At 64.5% G+C, this 17,127-nt stretch carries 18 protein-coding genes and 1 tRNA gene; 6 read left to right on the top strand and 13 right to left on the bottom strand.

What is annotated here, in order from left to right; translation table 11 throughout:
• Positions 1 to 55 precede the first annotated feature (55 nt).
• On the top strand, positions 56 to 1,120 hold the full coding sequence (locus tag AC0L3U_RS12250; RefSeq protein WP_473361915.1) for an ATP-dependent DNA ligase: 1,065 nt from the start codon (positions 56 to 58) through the stop codon (positions 1,118 to 1,120).
• A 99-nt stretch (positions 1,121 to 1,219) separates the two neighbouring features.
• Here the strand turns inward: AC0L3U_RS12250 and AC0L3U_RS12245 are convergent, their stop codons facing one another.
• From AC0L3U_RS12245 to aroA, 12 genes are all read right to left on the bottom strand, one after another.
• Entirely contained in the window at positions 1,220 to 1,960 is a 741-nt protein-coding gene (locus AC0L3U_RS12245; protein ID WP_473361914.1) for a metallophosphoesterase family protein, read from the bottom strand.
• 102 nt (positions 1,961 to 2,062) lie between these two features.
• Entirely contained in the window at positions 2,063 to 3,406 is a 1,344-nt protein-coding gene (locus AC0L3U_RS12240) for a bifunctional folylpolyglutamate synthase/dihydrofolate synthase (protein ID WP_473361913.1), read from the bottom strand.
• On the bottom strand, positions 3,403 to 4,344 hold the full coding sequence (accD, locus tag AC0L3U_RS12235; RefSeq protein ID WP_018455765.1) for an acetyl-CoA carboxylase, carboxyltransferase subunit beta: 942 nt from the start codon (positions 4,342 to 4,344) through the stop codon (positions 3,403 to 3,405). The genes AC0L3U_RS12240 and accD overlap by 4 nt, the downstream gene beginning before the upstream one ends.
• 124 nt (positions 4,345 to 4,468) lie before the next feature.
• On the bottom strand, positions 4,469 to 5,305 hold the full coding sequence (gene trpA, locus AC0L3U_RS12230) for a tryptophan synthase subunit alpha (protein WP_473361912.1): 837 nt from the start codon (positions 5,303 to 5,305) through the stop codon (positions 4,469 to 4,471).
• Entirely contained in the window at positions 5,302 to 6,519 is a 1,218-nt protein-coding gene (trpB, locus tag AC0L3U_RS12225) for a tryptophan synthase subunit beta (RefSeq protein ID WP_473361911.1), read from the bottom strand. The genes trpA and trpB overlap by 4 nt, the downstream gene beginning before the upstream one ends.
• A complete protein-coding gene (locus tag AC0L3U_RS12220; protein ID WP_473361910.1) occupies positions 6,516 to 7,187 on the bottom strand; it encodes a phosphoribosylanthranilate isomerase in 672 nt (223 codons plus the stop codon). The genes trpB and AC0L3U_RS12220 overlap by 4 nt, the downstream gene beginning before the upstream one ends.
• A gap of 81 nt (positions 7,188 to 7,268) precedes the next feature.
• Positions 7,269 to 7,661 (bottom strand): lipopolysaccharide assembly protein LapA domain-containing protein, encoded by a 393-nt coding sequence (locus tag AC0L3U_RS12215; RefSeq protein ID WP_473345881.1) that lies wholly within the window; start codon positions 7,659 to 7,661, stop codon positions 7,269 to 7,271.
• A gap of 71 nt (positions 7,662 to 7,732) precedes the next feature.
• Positions 7,733 to 8,038: an integration host factor subunit beta gene (locus AC0L3U_RS12210; RefSeq protein ID WP_007598410.1), complete on the bottom strand. Its 306-nt coding sequence runs from the start codon at positions 8,036 to 8,038 to the stop codon at positions 7,733 to 7,735.
• A gap of 172 nt (positions 8,039 to 8,210) precedes the next feature.
• Positions 8,211 to 9,191 (bottom strand): signal peptide peptidase SppA, encoded by a 981-nt coding sequence (sppA, locus tag AC0L3U_RS12205; RefSeq protein ID WP_473288280.1) that lies wholly within the window; start codon positions 9,189 to 9,191, stop codon positions 8,211 to 8,213.
• Positions 9,192 to 9,472: 281 nt separating this feature from the next.
• The gene (gene rpsA, locus AC0L3U_RS12200) at positions 9,473 to 11,179 is read right to left on the bottom strand and encodes a 30S ribosomal protein S1 (RefSeq protein WP_027566167.1); all 1,707 of its coding nucleotides are present in this window, start codon (positions 11,177 to 11,179) and stop codon (positions 9,473 to 9,475) included.
• A gap of 267 nt (positions 11,180 to 11,446) precedes the next feature.
• Complete coding sequence (cmk, locus tag AC0L3U_RS12195) at positions 11,447 to 12,085, bottom strand: (d)CMP kinase (RefSeq protein WP_027514724.1); 639 nt, start codon at positions 12,083 to 12,085, stop codon at positions 11,447 to 11,449.
• On the bottom strand, positions 12,082 to 13,419 hold the full coding sequence (gene aroA, locus AC0L3U_RS12190; RefSeq protein ID WP_473361909.1) for a 3-phosphoshikimate 1-carboxyvinyltransferase: 1,338 nt from the start codon (positions 13,417 to 13,419) through the stop codon (positions 12,082 to 12,084). The genes cmk and aroA overlap by 4 nt, the downstream gene beginning before the upstream one ends.
• A 171-nt stretch (positions 13,420 to 13,590) precedes the next feature.
• On the opposite strand from aroA, the gene AC0L3U_RS12185 reads away from it, so the two are divergent.
• The 3 genes from AC0L3U_RS12185 to AC0L3U_RS12175 all read left to right on the top strand — a co-directional run bounded on the left by AC0L3U_RS12185 (position 13,591) and on the right by AC0L3U_RS12175 (position 14,541).
• Positions 13,591 to 14,001 carry a TIGR02300 family protein gene (locus AC0L3U_RS12185; RefSeq protein ID WP_007598417.1) on the top strand — a complete coding sequence of 137 codons (411 nt, stop codon included), beginning with the start codon at positions 13,591 to 13,593 and terminating at the stop codon, positions 13,999 to 14,001.
• Between the two features lie 66 nt (positions 14,002 to 14,067).
• Positions 14,068 to 14,143: transfer RNA gene (locus AC0L3U_RS12180), tRNA-Ala, on the top strand.
• A gap of 161 nt (positions 14,144 to 14,304) precedes the next feature.
• Complete coding sequence (locus AC0L3U_RS12175) at positions 14,305 to 14,541, top strand: GIY-YIG nuclease family protein (protein ID WP_473361908.1); 237 nt, start codon at positions 14,305 to 14,307, stop codon at positions 14,539 to 14,541.
• A gap of 2 nt (positions 14,542 to 14,543) precedes the next feature.
• Here AC0L3U_RS12175 and AC0L3U_RS12170 read toward each other — a convergent pair whose 3' ends face one another.
• Positions 14,544 to 15,005 carry a MarR family winged helix-turn-helix transcriptional regulator gene (locus AC0L3U_RS12170; protein ID WP_275168854.1) on the bottom strand — a complete coding sequence of 154 codons (462 nt, stop codon included), beginning with the start codon at positions 15,003 to 15,005 and terminating at the stop codon, positions 14,544 to 14,546.
• 153 nt (positions 15,006 to 15,158) lie between these two features.
• On the opposite strand from AC0L3U_RS12170, the gene AC0L3U_RS12165 reads away from it, so the two are divergent.
• Together AC0L3U_RS12165 and AC0L3U_RS12160 are read left to right on the top strand one after the other, a co-directional pair.
• Positions 15,159 to 15,584, top strand: coding sequence for an organic hydroperoxide resistance protein (locus tag AC0L3U_RS12165; RefSeq protein ID WP_007598424.1), 426 nt, complete (start codon positions 15,159 to 15,161; stop codon positions 15,582 to 15,584).
• A 175-nt stretch (positions 15,585 to 15,759) separates the two neighbouring features.
• Positions 15,760 to 16,977, top strand: a complete 1,218-nt coding sequence (locus tag AC0L3U_RS12160; protein ID WP_473361907.1) for a CaiB/BaiF CoA transferase family protein — start codon at positions 15,760 to 15,762, stop codon at positions 16,975 to 16,977.
• Positions 16,978 to 17,127 lie beyond the last annotated feature (150 nt).

Genomic DNA, 17,127 nt, shown 5'->3' with positions numbered 1-17,127 from the left:
AAAGTCGGCCGTTTCGCGTTGATGGGACAGTCCAGCGTTTGATGAGTCCCGCCTGTTGCCTCCTCCTCCCGCAAAGCGCGCCCGAAAGTCGGCCCCCCTCGTGGCGATGGAGGCGCGCTCGGTCGACGCGATCCCGCGCGGCAAGGAGTGGCAATACGAGCCGAAATGGGATGGCTTCCGCTGTCTGCTGTCGCGCAACGGCGGCAGCATTGATCTGCGCTCGAAATCCGGCGAAGACCTCGCGCGTTATTTCCCCGAGATCGTCGCCGCGGCGCTGAAGCTGAGGGCGGATCGTTTCACGCTGGACGGCGAGATCGTCGTGCTACACGGCAAGGGGTTTTCCTTCGACGCGCTGCTGCAACGGATTCACCCGGCGGCGAGCCGTGTGAAGAAGCTCTCGCAGGAAACGCCAGCGCTGTATCTCGCCTTCGATCTGCTTGCGACGACCAGGGAGAAACAGCTTGCCGAGCAGCCGCTGAGCGAACGACGGCCGGCGCTGGAAGCGTTTGCCAAAGCCAATCTGACAGGCAGCCTCTTCCGCCTCTCACCGGCGACCACGAGCTACGCCATCGCGAAAAAATGGCTGGCGCAATCCGGCGGCGGCTCGGACGGCGTCATCGCCAAGCGCGTTGACCTGCCCTACCAGGCGGGAAATCGCGACGGCATGCAGAAGATCAAGAAATTCCGCAGCGCCGATTGCGTGGTTGGCGGCTTCCGCTACGCCACCAACAAGATCGCCGGCCGCAAGGTGGTGGGGTCGCTGCTGCTCGGACTCTATGATGACGAAGGTCTCCTGCACCATGTCGGTTTTACCTCGGCGATCAAGGCGACGGAAAAGCCCGATCTGACCGATCGGCTGGAGACGCTGATCGGCGAGCCCGGCTTCACCGGCAACGCGCCGGGTGGGCCGAGCCGCTGGTCCACCGAGCGGTCTGCGAAGTGGTGTCCGCTCAAGCCGAAGCTCGTGATCGAGGTCTGCTATGACCATTTCAGCGGCGAGCGCTTTCGCCACGGCACCTCGATCCTGCGCTGGCGCCCCGACAAGGCGCCGCGGCAATGCAGCTTTGAGCAGTTGAAGCAGAAGGTCGCCGATCCGATGAAGCTGTTGAAACAACCGTAGCCGGTAGCCCGGATGGAGCGCAGCGTAATCCGGGGCGGTCGTCATTTGTGGTGCGATTCCCGGATTACGCTGCGCTCCATCCGGGCTACGAACCGACCACTATCCGATCCATCCCGTCGCCAGCGCGTTCGCCAACTCCGGCTGGCCGTTGCGGCGAGCGAGCGCAGCCATCGCCTCGTGATCGTAGACGACATGGCGGAACGTGACCTGCCAGGCACCATCGGTTAGCTCGAGAATCGCATAGCGCGCGTCCGGCGTGCCGGCCTCGACGACATGCGGGAATGGATGCTTGTCACGAAAGCCCGGGCCGCCGACGCTGCCGGGATTGACGATCAGCCTTCCATCGCGAAGTCGCACCGCACGGGCGAGATGGGTGTGGGCGCACAGGATCAGCGATTGCGCGATGCCTTGCGCAAACTGCTCGATGCGGTCGAGCGGCGACAGCGCCACCGCGCCGTCGGGATGCACGGTTTCGAGCCAATAGACTTCGTCATTGTCGGGCGTCGCATGACACATGAAAACCTGCTCGCGAAACACGCGCGTCATCGGCTGCGCGCGCAGCCAATCCAGTTGCGCGGCATCGAGCGCGGCATGGGCCGGGCGATCCCACGAGCCCATCTTCTCCGGCGGACGGTCGAGCAGATAGCGGTCATGATTGCCGAGCACGTGCACGGCGTCGAGCTTCATCAGCATCTCGATCGTGCGGCGCGCATCAAGCGGGCCGCTGAGCATATCGCCGAGATTGACGATGTCGGAGACGCCCTGCGCGCGGATGTCGGCGAGCACAGCTTCCAGCGCGAGGTAGTTTCCGTGGACGTCGGCAATCACGGCAAAACGCATGGGTCTTCCTGTAGCCCGGATGGAGCGAAGCGTAATCCGGGGCCTTTGTCGCTTTTGGTACAATCCCGGATTGCACTTCGCTCCATCCGGGCTACCCAACCTCTATGCAGGAGGCGTGCCGTTGATGGCGAGTACGTGGCCTGCGAGATAGAGCGAGCCGGTGATCAGGATGCGCGGCGGCACTTCGTAGGCGAGCTTCGCCAAGGCGCGCAGTGCGGCCTCGACACCGGGCGCGGGCTCGACGCGCATGCCGAGGCTGCGGGCGGCATCCGTGAGGCGGTCGACCGGCATGGCATTGTCGGTGTCGGGAATCGGCACCGCGATGATATGGCGGGTCAGACCGGCGAAATTGGCGAGAAAACCCTGCGCGTCCTTGTTGGCCATCATGCCGGCGATCACGACCAGCGGCCGCGACACCCGTTCTTCGAGATCGCCGAGCGCGGCCGCCGCAACGCGGCCGCCTTCCGCATTATGGCCGCCGTCGAGCCAGATCTCCGATCCCTGCGGTCCCCAAGCGAGCAGCTCTCCAGACGCAATGCGCTGCATCCGTGCCGGCCATTCCGCACCGACGATCCCGGCCTCGAACGCCGCCTGGTTGATCTTGAAGGCGTTGGTGGCCCGCAACGTCGCGATGGCGAGACCGGCATTGTCGAACTGGTGGCGGCCGAACAGGCGCGGCGCGGTGAGATCCATCAAGCCGCGCTCATCGGAATAAACCAGCCGCCCGTGCTCGACATTGACATGCCAGCTCTCGCCCGCGGCAAATAACGGCGCGCGCATGCGCTTGGCCTGCGCCTCGATCACGGCCATCGCCTCAGCCGGCTGCTCGGCGCAGACGACCGGCACGCCACGCTTGATGATCGCGGCCTTTTCCCCCGCGATCGACGTCAAGGTGTCGCCCAGGAAATCCATGTGGTCCATGCTGACAGGCGTGATCACGCAGGCCGCCGGCGCATCGACCACGTTGGTTGAATCAAGCCGGCCGCCAAGGCCAACCTCCAGCAGAACCACATCGGCCGGGTTTTGCGCGAACAGATGAAACGCCGCCGCCGTTTTGAGCTCGAACACGGTGGCCGGCTCGCCGGCATTGACACGCTCGACCTGTTCCAGCGCCGCGCGCAACTCGTCGTCGCTGACGAGCACGCCGCCCCCGACGCGGCCGAGCCGGAAACATTCGTTGATGCGAACGAGATAGGGCGATGTGTAGGCGTGGACGCGCAGGCCGGCGGCCTCCAGCGTCGCGCGCAGATAAGCGAGCGTCGAGCCCTTGCCGTTCGTACCGGCGATGTGGATCACCGGCGGCAGCTTGCGCTCGGGATGACCGAGCCGATCGAGCAGGCGGTGCATCCGCTCCAACCCGAGATCGATGCGTTTCTGATGCAGGGCCGACAGCCGCCCGATCAATTCGTCGAGCGGCCGCTTTGCGCTGTCAGAGGAAGCGTTCACGCGTGCGGCGCGGCCGGCGCCGTTTCGGGAGCCGATACGATCTGCGCCGGACTGACGACCGGCTGCACCGGCTTTGACGCGGTCTCAAGCGCAGGTGCCCTGGTCAACAGGCGGCAGAGCCGCGCCAGGGTCGGACGCAATTCGTGGCGATGCACGACCATGTCGATCATGCCGTGCTCCTTGAGATATTCGGCGCGTTGAAAACCCTCGGGGAGTTTTTCGCGAATGGTCTGCTCGATCACGCGCGCGCCGGCAAAACCGATCAGCGCACCGGGCTCGGCGATCTGCACGTCGCCGAGCATCGCGTAAGACGCGGTGACGCCGCCGGTGGTCGGGTTGGTCAGCACGACGATGTAGGGCTGTTTTGCCTCACGCAGCATCTGCACCGCGACCGTGGTACGCGGCATCTGCATCAGCGACAAGATGCCTTCCTGCATCCGCGCGCCGCCTGAGGCGGCGAACACGATGAAGGGTGACTTCTTCTCGACCGCAAGTTCGAGCCCGCGCACGATGGCTTCGCCCGCGGCCATGCCGAGCGAGCCGCCCATGAAGTCGAAATCCTGCACGGCGACGACGACGGCGGCACCTTCGAGCTTGCCGTAGCCGACCTTGATCGCATCATTGAGGTTCGTTCGTGCGCGCGCATCCTTGATGCGATCGACGTACTTCTTCTCGTCACGGAACTTGAGCGGATCGGGCGTGACGTCGGGCAGCGCGACGTCGTACCAGGTCTCGTTGTCGAAAATCGACTTCAGACGCGCCACTGCGTTCATGCGCATGTGATAGTTCGAGCCGGGGATGACGAACTGGTTGGCCTCGACGTCCTTGTAGAACACGAGCTGTCCGGAATCCGGGCACTTGATCCACAGATTCTCCGGCGTCTCCCGCCGCAGCATGTTGCGGATCTTCGGCCGGACCACATTGGTAAGCCAGTTCATGGTTTGCTCCGATGTGCGATCCCGCCTGGGGACCACCTGAAGGGATATATGGCGGCCGGGACCCGGCCCGGCAAGCCGCCGTGTCGCCTGCCTTGCTCGTCGGACTTGGAAGCGGAATTATGGCCTATTCCGCCGCCTGTTGCGCGCCTTTGACGCCCTGGGCCAGTGCCGCGGTCAGCTCGGCGACGGCATTGACGGTTTTACCGGTGGCGCGCCCGTCCGCATCGAGGCTGTTCTTGAGGGCATCGACCAGCGCGGTGCCGACCACCGAACCATCGGCCTTCTCGGCAATGGCGCGTGCCGCCTCCGGTGTGCGGATGCCAAAACCAACGCAGATCGGCAGCTTGGTATGCCGCTTGATGCGCGCGACAGCTTCACCGACGGCATTCGCATCCGCCGCTGCCGCACCGGTGATGCCGGCGATAGAGACGTAATAGACAAAGCCTGATGTGTTAGCGAGCACCGCGGGCAGGCGCTTGTCGTCGGTGGTCGGGGTCGCGAGGCGAATGAAGTTCAGGCCCGCCTTCAGCGCGGGAATGCAGAGCTCCTCGTCTTCCTCTGGCGGCAAATCGACGATAATCAGACCGTCAACGCCGGCCGTCTTGGCATCAGCCAAAAACCTGTCGACGCCGTAAATGTAGATCGGATTGTAATAGCCCATCAGCACCAGCGGCGTGACGTTGTCGTCCTTGCGGAAGCCGCGCACCAGATCGAGCGTCTTCTTCAGTGTCATGCCGACCTTGAGCGCGCGGAGCCCGGCGGCCTGGATCGACGGACCGTCCGCCATCGGATCGGTGAAGGGAATGCCGAGTTCGATGACGTCCGCGCCTGATTTCGAGAGCGCCTTGACGATCTCGAGCGACGTCGCCGGATCGGGATCGCCGGCCATCACATAGGTAACGAAGGCCGCGCGGCCCTGTTTTTTCAGCTCGGCGAAACGGGTGTCGATACGCGTGGTCACTTGCTCTTGCCCCTCAGGATGTCGCCGACCTGCGGGACGTCCTTGTCGCCGCGGCCGGAGAGGTTGACGACCATCAGGTGATCCTTCGTCCGCTTCGGCGCGAGCTCCATCACCTTGGCGATGGCATGTGCCGGCTCGAGCGCGGGGATGATACCTTCCAGCTTTGACAGCAACTGGAACGCCGCGAGGGCCTCGTCGTCGGTCGCGGAGAGATAGTTCACGCGGCCGATCTCGTGCAGCCAGGAGTGCTCGGGGCCGATGCCGGGATAGTCGAGGCCGGCGGAGATCGAATGTGCGTCCTGGATCTGGCCGTCCGCGTCCATCAGGAGATAGGTGCGATTGCCGTGCAGCACGCCGGGACGGCCGCCGGCGATCGACGCCGCATGCAGTTGCGTCAGCCCGTGGCCCGCAGCTTCGACGCCGAAGATCTCGACGGTGGAATCGTCGAGGAACGGATGAAACAGGCCCATCGCGTTGGAGCCACCGCCGATACAGGCGACCAGCGAGTCCGGCAGGCGGCCTTCGATCTCCTGCATCTGCGCCTTGGTCTCGTTGCCGATGATCGACTGGAAGTCGCGCACCAGTGTCGGATAGGGATGGGGACCCGCGACCGTGCCGATGCAGTAGAACGTGTTGTGCACGTTGGTGACCCAGTCGCGCAGCGCCTCGTTCATGGCATCCTTCAGCGTGCGCGTGCCCGACTGCACCGGAATGACCGTCGCGCCCAGCATCTCCATCCGGATGACGTTGGGCTGTTGCCGCTCGACGTCGACGGCGCCCATATAGACGATGCATTCCAGGCCGAAGCGCGCACACAGCGTCGCGGTGGCAACACCGTGCTGGCCGGCGCCGGTCTCGGCGATGATGCGCTTCTTGCCCATGCGCCGCGCCAGCATGATCTGGCCGAGCACATTGTTCACCTTGTGCGAGCCGGTGTGGTTGAGCTCTTCGCGCTTGAGGTAGATTTTCGCGCCGCCGAGATGCTCGGTCAGACGCTCGGCTAAATAGAGCGGCGAGGGCCGACCGACATAATTCTTGAGATAGCCGTTCATCTCGGTCTGGAAGGCCGGGTCGGCCTTGGCCTCGGTGTAGGCTTTCTCCAGATCGAGGATCAGCGGCATCAGGGTTTCGGCAACGAAGCGTCCGCCGAAAATGCCGAAATGGCCGCGCTCGTCGGGGCCGCTGCGATAGGAATTGGGTTTTACAACATTCATCGGACGCTCAATTCTTGACTTGCATCTTGGCTTGCGCGCGCAGCGCGAATGAAGGCCTTGATCATCTCGGGGTCCTTCACGCCCGGGGCGCTCTCGACACCGGAGGAGACGTCGACGCCACCGGCGCGGGTGACGCGAACGGCCTCGGCGACGTTGTCGGCGCTGAGGCCGCCCGAGACCATATACGGCACCTTCAGCTCCAGGTTTCCGAGCAGATGCCAATCGAACGGTGCACCGAGGCCGCCCGGCCGCGTTGCGTCCTTCGGTGCGCGCGCGTCGAACAGGATGCGTTCGGCAACCTCCGCGTAACCGGGCAGCACGGCGAGATCGGCCGACGTTGCGACCGGCACGACCTTCATCACCGGACGACCGAACCGTTGCCTGATGTCGCGCAGCCGGGCCACGCTCTCCGTGCCATGAAGCTGGAAAATGTCCGGCGACAGCGCGTCCATGATGTTGTCGAGCGTGGCGTCGGCGGCATCGACGGTGAGCGCGACCTTGAGCGCGCGCCGCTTCACCTGCCGGCCGAGCTCCCGGCCGGCTTCCAGCGACAAATGTCGCGGCGACGGCGGGAAGAACACGAACCCCACCATGTCGGCACCCGCATCGAGCGCCGTTTCGAGCGTCTCGGGCGTGGACAGGCCGCAGATTTTGACGAGCAGGGACATGTTCTCGACGGATATGGGCTCAAAGCAAATGGAGGCCGCGGGTCCGCGGCCGGAAAACAGGCTTTTCGGTTGCGGCCGCTTCTACAACGTCGCGCGCTGCTTGTCTCGCCCGACGGGCCCGTAAAGCCCCACACCGGAGGGAACGGGGAGGCGCTGGGCCTCGGGCCTGGCTGCGGCAGACTGGGCCCGCAGATCGGCCAGCTCGCCTCGTGCGGCCCGGGCATCCGCGTCATGCCGGCGCGCCGCACGCCGCCAGTGCCGCTGGCCCAACCAGACGGCACAACCACCCGCGACCACCCCGAGCGCAGCCACCACGATCAGGAGCAGGAACAGCGGCAGCGTGACCGAGAATGACGGGTCGTTGGAAACGAAGGGATCGAACGAGACCGTGACGAAATGCCGGTTGGCGACGGCAAAGACCATCAGGACCAGGCCCAGCGGAATCACGACCAGCGCGGTCAGGAATTTTCGCATCTCGGCTCGCTCGCCTTGAATCAAGCTTGCGGCCGCATCGCTGGCGACCGCGGGAAACCCTGAGGTGGACCTCAGTCTGGCGCGCCTGGATCCGGATGGTCGCGATTCAACCGTTCGCGCATTTCCTTGCCGGTCTTGAAGAACGGAACGCTCTTCTGATCGACAGGCACATGGGCGCCGGTGCGCGGATTGCGCCCTGCGCGTGCAGGGCGATGCTTGACCGAGAAGGCACCGAAGCCGCGCAACTCGACGCGGTCACCGCGCGCGAGAGCCGCTACGATCTCTTCGAGAATCGCATTCACAATGTTCTCGACATCCCGCTGGTACAGATGCGGGTTGTGCTCGGCGATACGCTGAACAAGTTCGGATTTGATCATCGAGAGATAGGACCCGGGAGCGTGCGGACGACCATTTCCGTGAAAATACCGTGATCTGTCAAGACGCTAAATGAAGGTTGAGCGTCGTGAAAATACGTGACAAATGCCGAAAAAGCGGGCTGGCCCTGCACGCGCCGAACGGGAAAAACCTCTGGGGCTCGCCCGGTTCCGGTCAGTTCGACGCCGCCGGCTGCCACAAAGCCAGCATCCCATCCATTCCGAGCCGATCGACCGCCTGCACGACCCCGGTTTGCGCGATTTGATGCGCAATCGAGCCTAAACCCAGTGCTTCCAGCGTCACTGCGGCCGCCGCCTTGAGGAACGGCAGATCGCTGAAGCGCGGCTGCAGCTTGTAATCGCGCACGGAGAGCCCCTTCTTGACGCCCTTCTGCTCGACCAGCCAGGTCACCGCGGTCTTCTCGTCGCCGATCTGATCGATCAGCTTGAGATCGATGGCCTGGCGTCCGGTGAAGACACGGCCATCAACCACTTTCTCGAGCTGCGTGTCATCCATGCCACGCCGTTCCTTCACCAATCCCTTGAACCAGGCATAGGAATCCTTCACCAGCGCATCGAGCGCCGCCCGTGCCTCGGGGCTGGTCGGCTCGAAACCGTTGGGCGCGGCCTTCAGCGGCGTGGATTTTACCTCCTCGACCTTGACGCCGACGGTCTTCAACAGCTCCGAGACGTTCGGAAATTGGAACAGCACGCCGATCGAGCCGACCAGCGAGCTCTGCTGGGCGATGATGTGATCGCTGGCGATCGCGGTGATGTAGCCGCCGGAGGCGGCGAGGCCTTCGACGACCACGACGAGCGGCTTCTTTGCCTTCAGACTCATAAGCGAATCATAGAGCTGCTCGGAGCCGGCGGTGGTGCCGCCCGGCGAATTGACGTGAACGATGACGGCGGCAGCCTGCGAATTCTCCAGCCGTTCCAGCGCCTGCGTGCGATCGGAATCGCTCCGGATCAGGCCGTCGATCTGGACCCGCGCGATCGAGCCGGCGGACGCGAACGTGCCGCGCGCACCCGGCGTCGCGACCAGCGCGAAGCCTGCGATCGCCGCGATCGCGATCAGCGCGGCCAATACGCGCCAGAACGTCAGCTTGCGGCGGATCCTGCGGCGATCGACGATGATGTCCGAATCGAGCGACATCTCAATATCTCCAAATGAAAGGCCAAGCGCGTTGCGCCGTCGCAGCGTCAGCATTGGCTTATCTCGATACATCAATTGCGGCGCAATTAGAAGAAAACAAGGCCGGCTGCCGCGTAGCCCGATTGGAGGCGGTAGCCCGGATGGAGCGAAGCGCAATCCGGGAGAATCCCGCCGGCCGCACGAATCCCGGATTTCGCTTCGCTCCATCCAGGCTACGACCTCGACAACAAAAAAGCCCCGGCTCGCGCCGGGGCTTTGATGCAGCGAAACCTGCGTTTCGCTTACTTGGTGTCGCGGTTCTTGAGCGCGGTGCCGAGGATGTCGCCGAGCGTCGCTCCCGAATCGGAGGAGCCGTACTGCGCGATGGCTTCCTTCTCTTCGGCGACTTCGAGCGCCTTGATCGACACCTGGACCTTGCGGGCCTTCTTGTCGAACTGGATCACGCGGGCATCGACCTTCTCGCCGACGGCGAAGCGTTCGGCGCGCTGATCGTTGCGGTCACGGGCGAGCTCCGAGCGCTTCACGAACGTGGTGAAGTCGGTCCCGGTGATCTTCACCTCGATGCCGCTCTCCTTCACTTCGATCACTTCGCAGGTCACGACCGCGCCCTTCTTGACATCGCCCGGCTCGGCGAAGGGGTCGCCTTCGAGCTGCTTGATTCCAAGAGAAATGCGCTCCTTCTCGACGTCCACATCGAGCACCACGGCCTTCACCATGTCGCCCTTCTTGTAGTTGTCGATCACCTGCTCGCCCGGCTGCTTCCAGTCGAGGTCTGAGAGATGGACCATGCCGTCGACGTCGCCCTCGAGGCCCAGGAACAGACCGAACTCGGTCTTGTTCTTGACTTCGCCCTCGACCGTCGAACCGGTCGGGTGACCTTCGACGAAGACCTCCCACGGGTTGCGCATGGTCTGCTTGAGGCCGAGCGAGATGCGGCGCTTGACGGAATCGACTTCCAGCACCTGCACTTCGACTTCCTGCGAGGTCGAAACGATCTTGCCGGGGTGCATGTTCTTCTTGGTCCACGACATCTCGGAGACGTGGATCAGGCCTTCGATGCCCGGCTCGAGTTCGACGAACGCGCCGTAGTCGGTGATGTTGGTGACGCGACCGGTGAAGCGGGCACCCAGCGGGTACTTGGCTTCGATGCCCTGCCACGGATCGTCCAACAGCTGCTTCATGCCCAGCGAGATGCGGTGCGTCTCGTGGTTGATCTTGATGATCTTGACCTTCACGGTCTGGCCGATCGAGAGCACCTCGGTCGGATGGTTGACGCGGCGCCACGCGATATCGGTGACGTGCAGCAGACCGTCGATGCCGCCGAGATCAACGAACGCACCGTAATCGGTGATGTTCTTGACCACGCCGTCGATGACCTGACCCTCTTCGAGGTTCTGCACCAGCTCCTGACGCTGCTCGGCGCGGGTCTCTTCGAGAACCGTGCGGCGCGACACGACGATGTTGCCGCGGCGACGGTCCATCTTGAGGATCTGGAACGGCTGCGAGTTGTTCATCAGCGGCGCAACGTCGCGGATCGGACGGATGTCGACCTGCGAACGCGGCAGGAAGGCCACGGCACCGTCGAGGTCGACAGTGAAGCCGCCCTTGACCTGGTTGAAGATGACGCCGTTGACCTTCTCGTTGTTCTGGAAGGCCTTCTCGAGCTTGCCCCAGCTCTCTTCGCGGCGCGCCTTGTCGCGCGACAGCACGGCTTCGCCGAGGGCGTTCTCGATCCGGTCGAGGAACACTTCCACCTCGTCGCCGACCTTGAGCTCGCTGTCGCGGCCGGGGCCGGAAAATTCGCGCAGGGCAACGCGGCCCTCGGTCTTCAGGCCGACGTCGATGACGGCCATGTCCTTTTCGATTGCAACAACCTTGCCCTTGATGACTGAGCTTTCCTGCAGGTTGCCGCCTGCGAAGGACTCGTCGAGCATCGCGGCGAAATCGTCGCGCGACGGGCTATAGGTATCAGCAGAAGTCGAAGCCATTTGTTCTCCAGTTGCGGATGTCGTGCCGGCCGTTGGGTTCTTGGGCGCATCGTACGCGCAGTGTCGGAAGGTCCGCAGAACCTTCGAGCGACCGCTCGCTGCTCCGACCTGGGGGGCGGAACAGCGGAAGCGGGCCGGCTGAGGCCCGCGCGTTCGATACGTGGAAATCTTTTGTCCGGAACCTGGATCGCGTCGGCCCCAAGCAGGGACCGAGAGTATCGACCTCAAAGAGCGGGAGCGGGCGCTTCCTCCAATGACGGCAGCGGCTTAACCCCGCGACCGGCCCGCTCGGACGGCCTCGATAATGTCGATGGCGGCCCGGACGCCGCCTTCTATATCCAGTTGGGAGTTATCTAGCAAGTAAGCATCCGCGGCCGGCTTCAGGGGCGCGATCGCCCGGTTCTTGTCGCGTTCGTCGCGCTGGATGATGTCGGCGAGCACGGCCGCCTCGTCGGCCTCCTCGCCCCGCGCCTTGGCCTCCATGGTCCGGCGGCGGGCGCGGACCTTGGGGTCGGCCACGACGAAGATCTTCACGTCGGCATGGGGGCAGATCACCGTTCCAATATCCCGGCCGTCGAGCACGGCGCCGGGCGGATCGGCGGCGAATTGCCGCTGAAAACTGACCAGGGCCTCGCGCACCCTGGGGATCGCCGAGACGATGGAGGCGCCCTCGCCGGCCTTCTGGGTCTTCAGGGCGGGATTGCCGAACTTTTCAGGATCGAGTTCCAGCGCCGCAGCGACCGCCGCCGCCTCGTCCCGGAGATCATGACCGGACTGCATCAGGGAATAGGCCACCGCGCGATAGATCACGCCGGTATCAAGATGACGGTAGCCGTAATGGTGGGCAAGACGCTTGCCGAGCGTGCCCTTGCCCGACGCCGCGGGCCCGTCGATGGCGATGATCATGAAAAATCGGCCCCAAGCGAACACATCATCGGAATGAAATCCGGAAAACTGGTGGCGATGAAGGCGGTGTCGTCGACGGTCACCGGCTGGTCCGACGCGCAGCCCATCACCAGCGCGGACATCGCAATGCGATGATCCATGTGGGTGGCCACGACGCCGCCGCCGGGAACGTGGCCGCGGCCTTCGACGATCAAATCGTCGCCGGAGACCTCGACCTTGACGCCGTTGACGCGGAGCATGGCGGCAGTGGCTTCGAGACGGTCGGATTCCTTGACGCGCAGCTCCTGGAGGCCGCGCATGATGGTCGTGCCCTCGGCAAAGGCGGCCGCCACCGCCAGCACCAGATATTCGTCGATCATCGACGGTGCGCGCTCCGGCGGCACCTCGACACCGCGCAGTTTCGAGGCGCGTACGCGCAGCTTTGCCATCGGCTCGCCGGCGTCGCCGCGAACTTCACTTTCCTCGATCGAGGCACCCATTTCGCGCAGCGTGGTGAAAAGACCGGTCCGCAGCGGATTGGTCATGACATCGGACAGGACGAGGTCGGAGCCTTCGACGATCAGCGCGGCAACGATGGGGAACGCCGCCGATGAGGGATCGGCGGGCACGATGACGTTGGCGCCATGTAGCTCAGGCTGCCCCACGAGCGTGACACGACGGCCGTGCTGACCTTCCCGCACCGAGCTGATCTCGGCGCCGAAATGCTTGAGCATCAGCTCGGTGTGGTCGCGACTGGCCTCAGTCTCGATCACGGTGGTGGTGCCCGGCGCGGCCAGGCCCGCGAGCAGCACGGCGGATTTGATCTGAGCCGAGGCCACCGGCGTCTTGTAGGTGATCGGCAGCGGATCGCGCGCACCCTGGACGGTCAGCGGCAGACGGCCGCCCTCGCCGCCGGCGACGACCTTCGCACCCATCTTTTCCAGCGGGTCCAGAATCCGGCGCATGGGCCGGGTGCGCAGCGAGGCATCGCCGTCGAAAATCGCAGAGATCGGGCAGCCCGCGACGGCGCCCATGACGAGCCGGCAGCCGGTGCCGGAGTTGCCGAAATCCAGCGGCGCTTTGGGCTCCGCGAAGCCCGCGACACCCACGCCGTTCACCTTCCAGGCGAAATCTCCGGTGCGCTCGACCCTGGCCCCAAGTGCCTGCATGGATTTGGCGGTGTTAAGGACGTCCTCGCCCTCCAGGAGGCCCGAAATCCGCGTCTCTCCGACCGCGAGCGCCCCGAGAATCAGGGCACGATGGGAGATCGACTTGTCTCCGGGCACCCGTACTTTCCCGGTCAGGGGACCGCTGGCGCGCGACTGGAGCGGCGTCGGCTTGTCGGAATCGGTCAAGTTTGTGTCCTTGGATAGGCCCGAAACGTCCCGTGGGGCTCGCGGGGCAGGTACCACATGGTCTCCCCGCCGTCACGGGCATGTCGTTCTCCCGCAATGCGCTATTGACAGCGGGCCGCCAACTAGCCAAGTGAAGCACCGCTTTTCAGACATTTCCAGGATTCCTCTGCCGTGGCCAAGTCCGAACTCGGAACTAAACGTATTTGCCCGACCACGGGCAAAAAGTTCTATGACCTCAACAAGAATCCGGTGATCTCGCCCTATACCGGTGAAGTCGTGCCGATCGCGCCCATCGCGCCGGCTCGCGCACCCCGCGGCGCCGAAGCTCGCCACGCAGCCGCTGCCGCCGACGCCACGCCGGAGCCGGCGGAGGTCGAGGAGGTCTCGCTCGAGGAGGCCGATGCCGAGGAGAACACCGGCAAGGTCAAGGCCGTCGTGCCCGAATCCGAGGACGACATCGAAGTCGATGAGACCATCGAGGACGATGACGACGACGATTCGACCTTTATCGCCGACGACGAAGAAGGCGATGAGGACGTGACCGACATCATTGGTGATGTCGGCGGTGACGAAGAGACTTGAGATAATTCCAGAACTGTGGTTCTGGGTCTTTCCCGACGCGTCGCCCAAGGCGCGTCGGACGGTTAAGGGGCCATAGCTCAGCTGGGAGAGCGCTTGCATGGCATGCAAGAGGTCGGCGGTTCGATCCCGCCTGGCTCCACCAGCCTTCGCTCGCTTCGCGAGCTTCGGCTGGGCAAGCCCGGGAAGTCCCTCGTAGCGAAGTGAGCGAAGGCTGTCCCGCCATAGCCCGAAGGGCGACGGCGGACGAGGCAAGCACCTTATGGCGCCCGGGAACTGCTATCCTGCCTTCAAGGAGGAAGCGGAATGAAGTACGTCTATATCCTCGAAAGCCTTGATTCCGAGCACTTCTACGTTGGCATCACCGACGACTTACGAGCCCGTTTGGCAAAACATAACGCCGGCGAGGTGCCACACACGTCGAAGTACGGGCCTTGGCGAATTCGGACCTATTTCGCGTTTGATGACGCGGCACGCGCTGTCGCCTTCGAGCGATACCTGAAATCTGGCTCGGGTCGCGCTTTCGCGAAGAAGCACCTCTAACCCTACTCCCCGATCACCGCATTCAGCCGATCGCGCAACGCCACAATCTCGTCCTTCATCGCGACCAGTTCCGAGACTGAACAATCCGACGCCGCCAGGATCGATTGCGGCACGGCGCGGGCCTTGTCCTTCAGGGCGTGGCCCTGCGGGGTCAACGCGATCAGCACCTGGCGTTCGTCCTCGCTCGAGCGCGTGCGCTTGACGAGATGGGCCGCCTCGAGCCGCTTGAGCAGCGGTGTCAGCGTGCCCGAATCCAGGTGCAGCTTTTCGCCGATGCTCTTCACCGGCACGTCGTCGCGCTCCCACAGCACCAGCATCACCAGATATTGCGGATAGGTCAGGCCGAGCCGGTCCAGCAGCGGCTTGTAGACGCGGTTGAAGGCATGCGCGGCCGAATAGACCGCGAAGCAGATCTGGTTGTCGAGGCGCAGCGGCGCGTCCGCTGCCGAATGTTTCCGGGGCATGGAGAATCTCACAGGACTTGCTCCATTCTGGGGCCGGCCGGCGGCATATTCAATTGCGAACAATTAAATGTGAGACCTCATAATTTCAATTGCGCACAATCTAATTGTTTGCGATAAGGATGGCACCCTACCCGGAAACACAGAGAGACGAAAATGTCAGTGAACGTCCTTTACAAGACCAGCGCAAAGGCCACCGGCGGCCGCGACGGCCATGCTGCGACCCTCGATGGCGCACTCGACGTCAAGCTCACCACGCCGAAGGAACTCGGCGGCGGCGGCGGTGCCGGCAACAATCCCGAGCAGCTGTTTGCGGCGGGCTATGCCGCCTGCTTCATCGGCGCGATGAAGTTCGTGTCCTCGCAGGGCGGCCCCAAGGTTCCGGCCGACGCCTCCGTGACCTCGACCGTCGGCATCGGCCCGCGCGCGGCCGGCGGCTTCGGTCTCGACATCGACCTCGCCGTCTCGCTGCCGGGCCTCGCCCGCGCGGAAGCCGAGGCGCTGGTCGAGAAGGCGCATCAGGTGTGCCCGTATTCCAACGCGACGCGCGGCAATGTCGACGTTCGCCTGACGGTCGTCTGATCGGGTAGCTGAAGCGGCTGGCGCGGGATCCCCTCGGGCCGGCCGCTTCCGTTTGATTTGCCATCCCGCGGGATTGCGGCGAGCGGCCTGCATGACGCCCTACGCGGGAAGCCATTGCCGGCTCGGACGAACCTCGTTAGGCCTGTGATCACATCGACACAGGGGACGCGAAGGCATGACTGAAGCCGCCAGTTCTGGAGTCGCCACGGGCGCAATGAGCGGCCTGCGCGTGATCGATCTCACGCGCGTGCTCGGCGGTCCCTATTGCACCCAGATCCTCGCCGACCACGGCGCCGACGTGATCAAGGTCGAGCCGCCCGCAGGCGACGAGGTGCGCGACTGGGGCCCTCCCTTCCACGAGGAGGACGCGGCCTATTTCATCGGCATCAACCGCAACAAGCGCTCGATCGGCCTCGACCTCGCCTCCGAGGGCGGCCGGGCCGTGCTGCTCAAGATGCTGGAGAGCGCCGACGTCCTGATCGAGAACTTCAAGCCGGGCACGCTGGAGAAATGGGGCATCGGCAACGAGAGCTTGCGGGAAAAATTTCCGCGCCTCGTGCATTGCCGGATCTGCGGCTTCGGCGCCGACGGCCCGCGCGGCGGCAATCCCGGCTATGACGCCATCATCCAGGCCATGACCGGCATGATCGCGGCGACCGGCTCGCCCGAGAGCGGACCGATGCGCATCGGCGTGCCGCTGGTCGACATCGGCACCGGCCTCTATGCGGCGATCGGCATCCTGATGGCGCTCTCGGAGCGGCAGCGCTCGGGCCAGGGCCAGTTCCTGGAGACCACGCTGTACGAGACCGGTCTCGCCATCATGCATCCGCACACCGCGAATTATTTCATGCATGGCAAGCCGCCGGCGCTCACCGGCAACGAGCATCCCAACCTCGTGCCCTATGCGATCTTCCCGACCAAGACCGACGACATCTTCATCGGCGTCGGCAATGACGGCACCTTCCGCAAGCTCGCCAAGGAGATCGGCAAGCCCGAGCTCGGCACCGATCCGCGCTTTGCCCGCAACAAGGACCGCATCGCCAATCGCGAAGCGCTGCGCGCCGAGCTCGCCGCCGTGTTCAGCCAGCACGAGGCCGAGCCGCTGTGCAATCGCCTGCTCGCCGCCGGCCTGCCCGCAGGGCCCGTACAGAAGATCGACCAGGCGTTGACCAACCCGCATACGATCGCGCGCGGCGATATCATCGAGAAGGATTGGTACAAGGGCGTGGCATCCCCGATCCGGCTCGATCGCAGCAAGCCGAGCCTGCGGCGCCTGCCGCCGAAATTCAGCCAGCATGCGGCCGAGGTGCTGGGCGAATTCGGCTACTCCAGGTCCGAGATCGACGCGATGGTCGCGCAGGGCACGGTCTGCGGACCCGAGCGCAAGCGCTAGGACCCACGCCTTCCACATCCGACGGCAATGCCGCACTGCGGCGCGGGCGCTCTGTGCATCGCGAACGGAGGACGCTGCGCGCGCGGCATTCGCCTATTTGACAGCTTCCCTTTTCCCGCGCTTGCCGCTTTCGTTTCGGCCGCTTACACA

This window comes from Bradyrhizobium sp. Kon69 (genome assembly GCF_055807515.1).
Note: the sequence above shows the minus strand (reverse complement) of the source record. Positions and strands in the feature narration are given on the sequence as shown.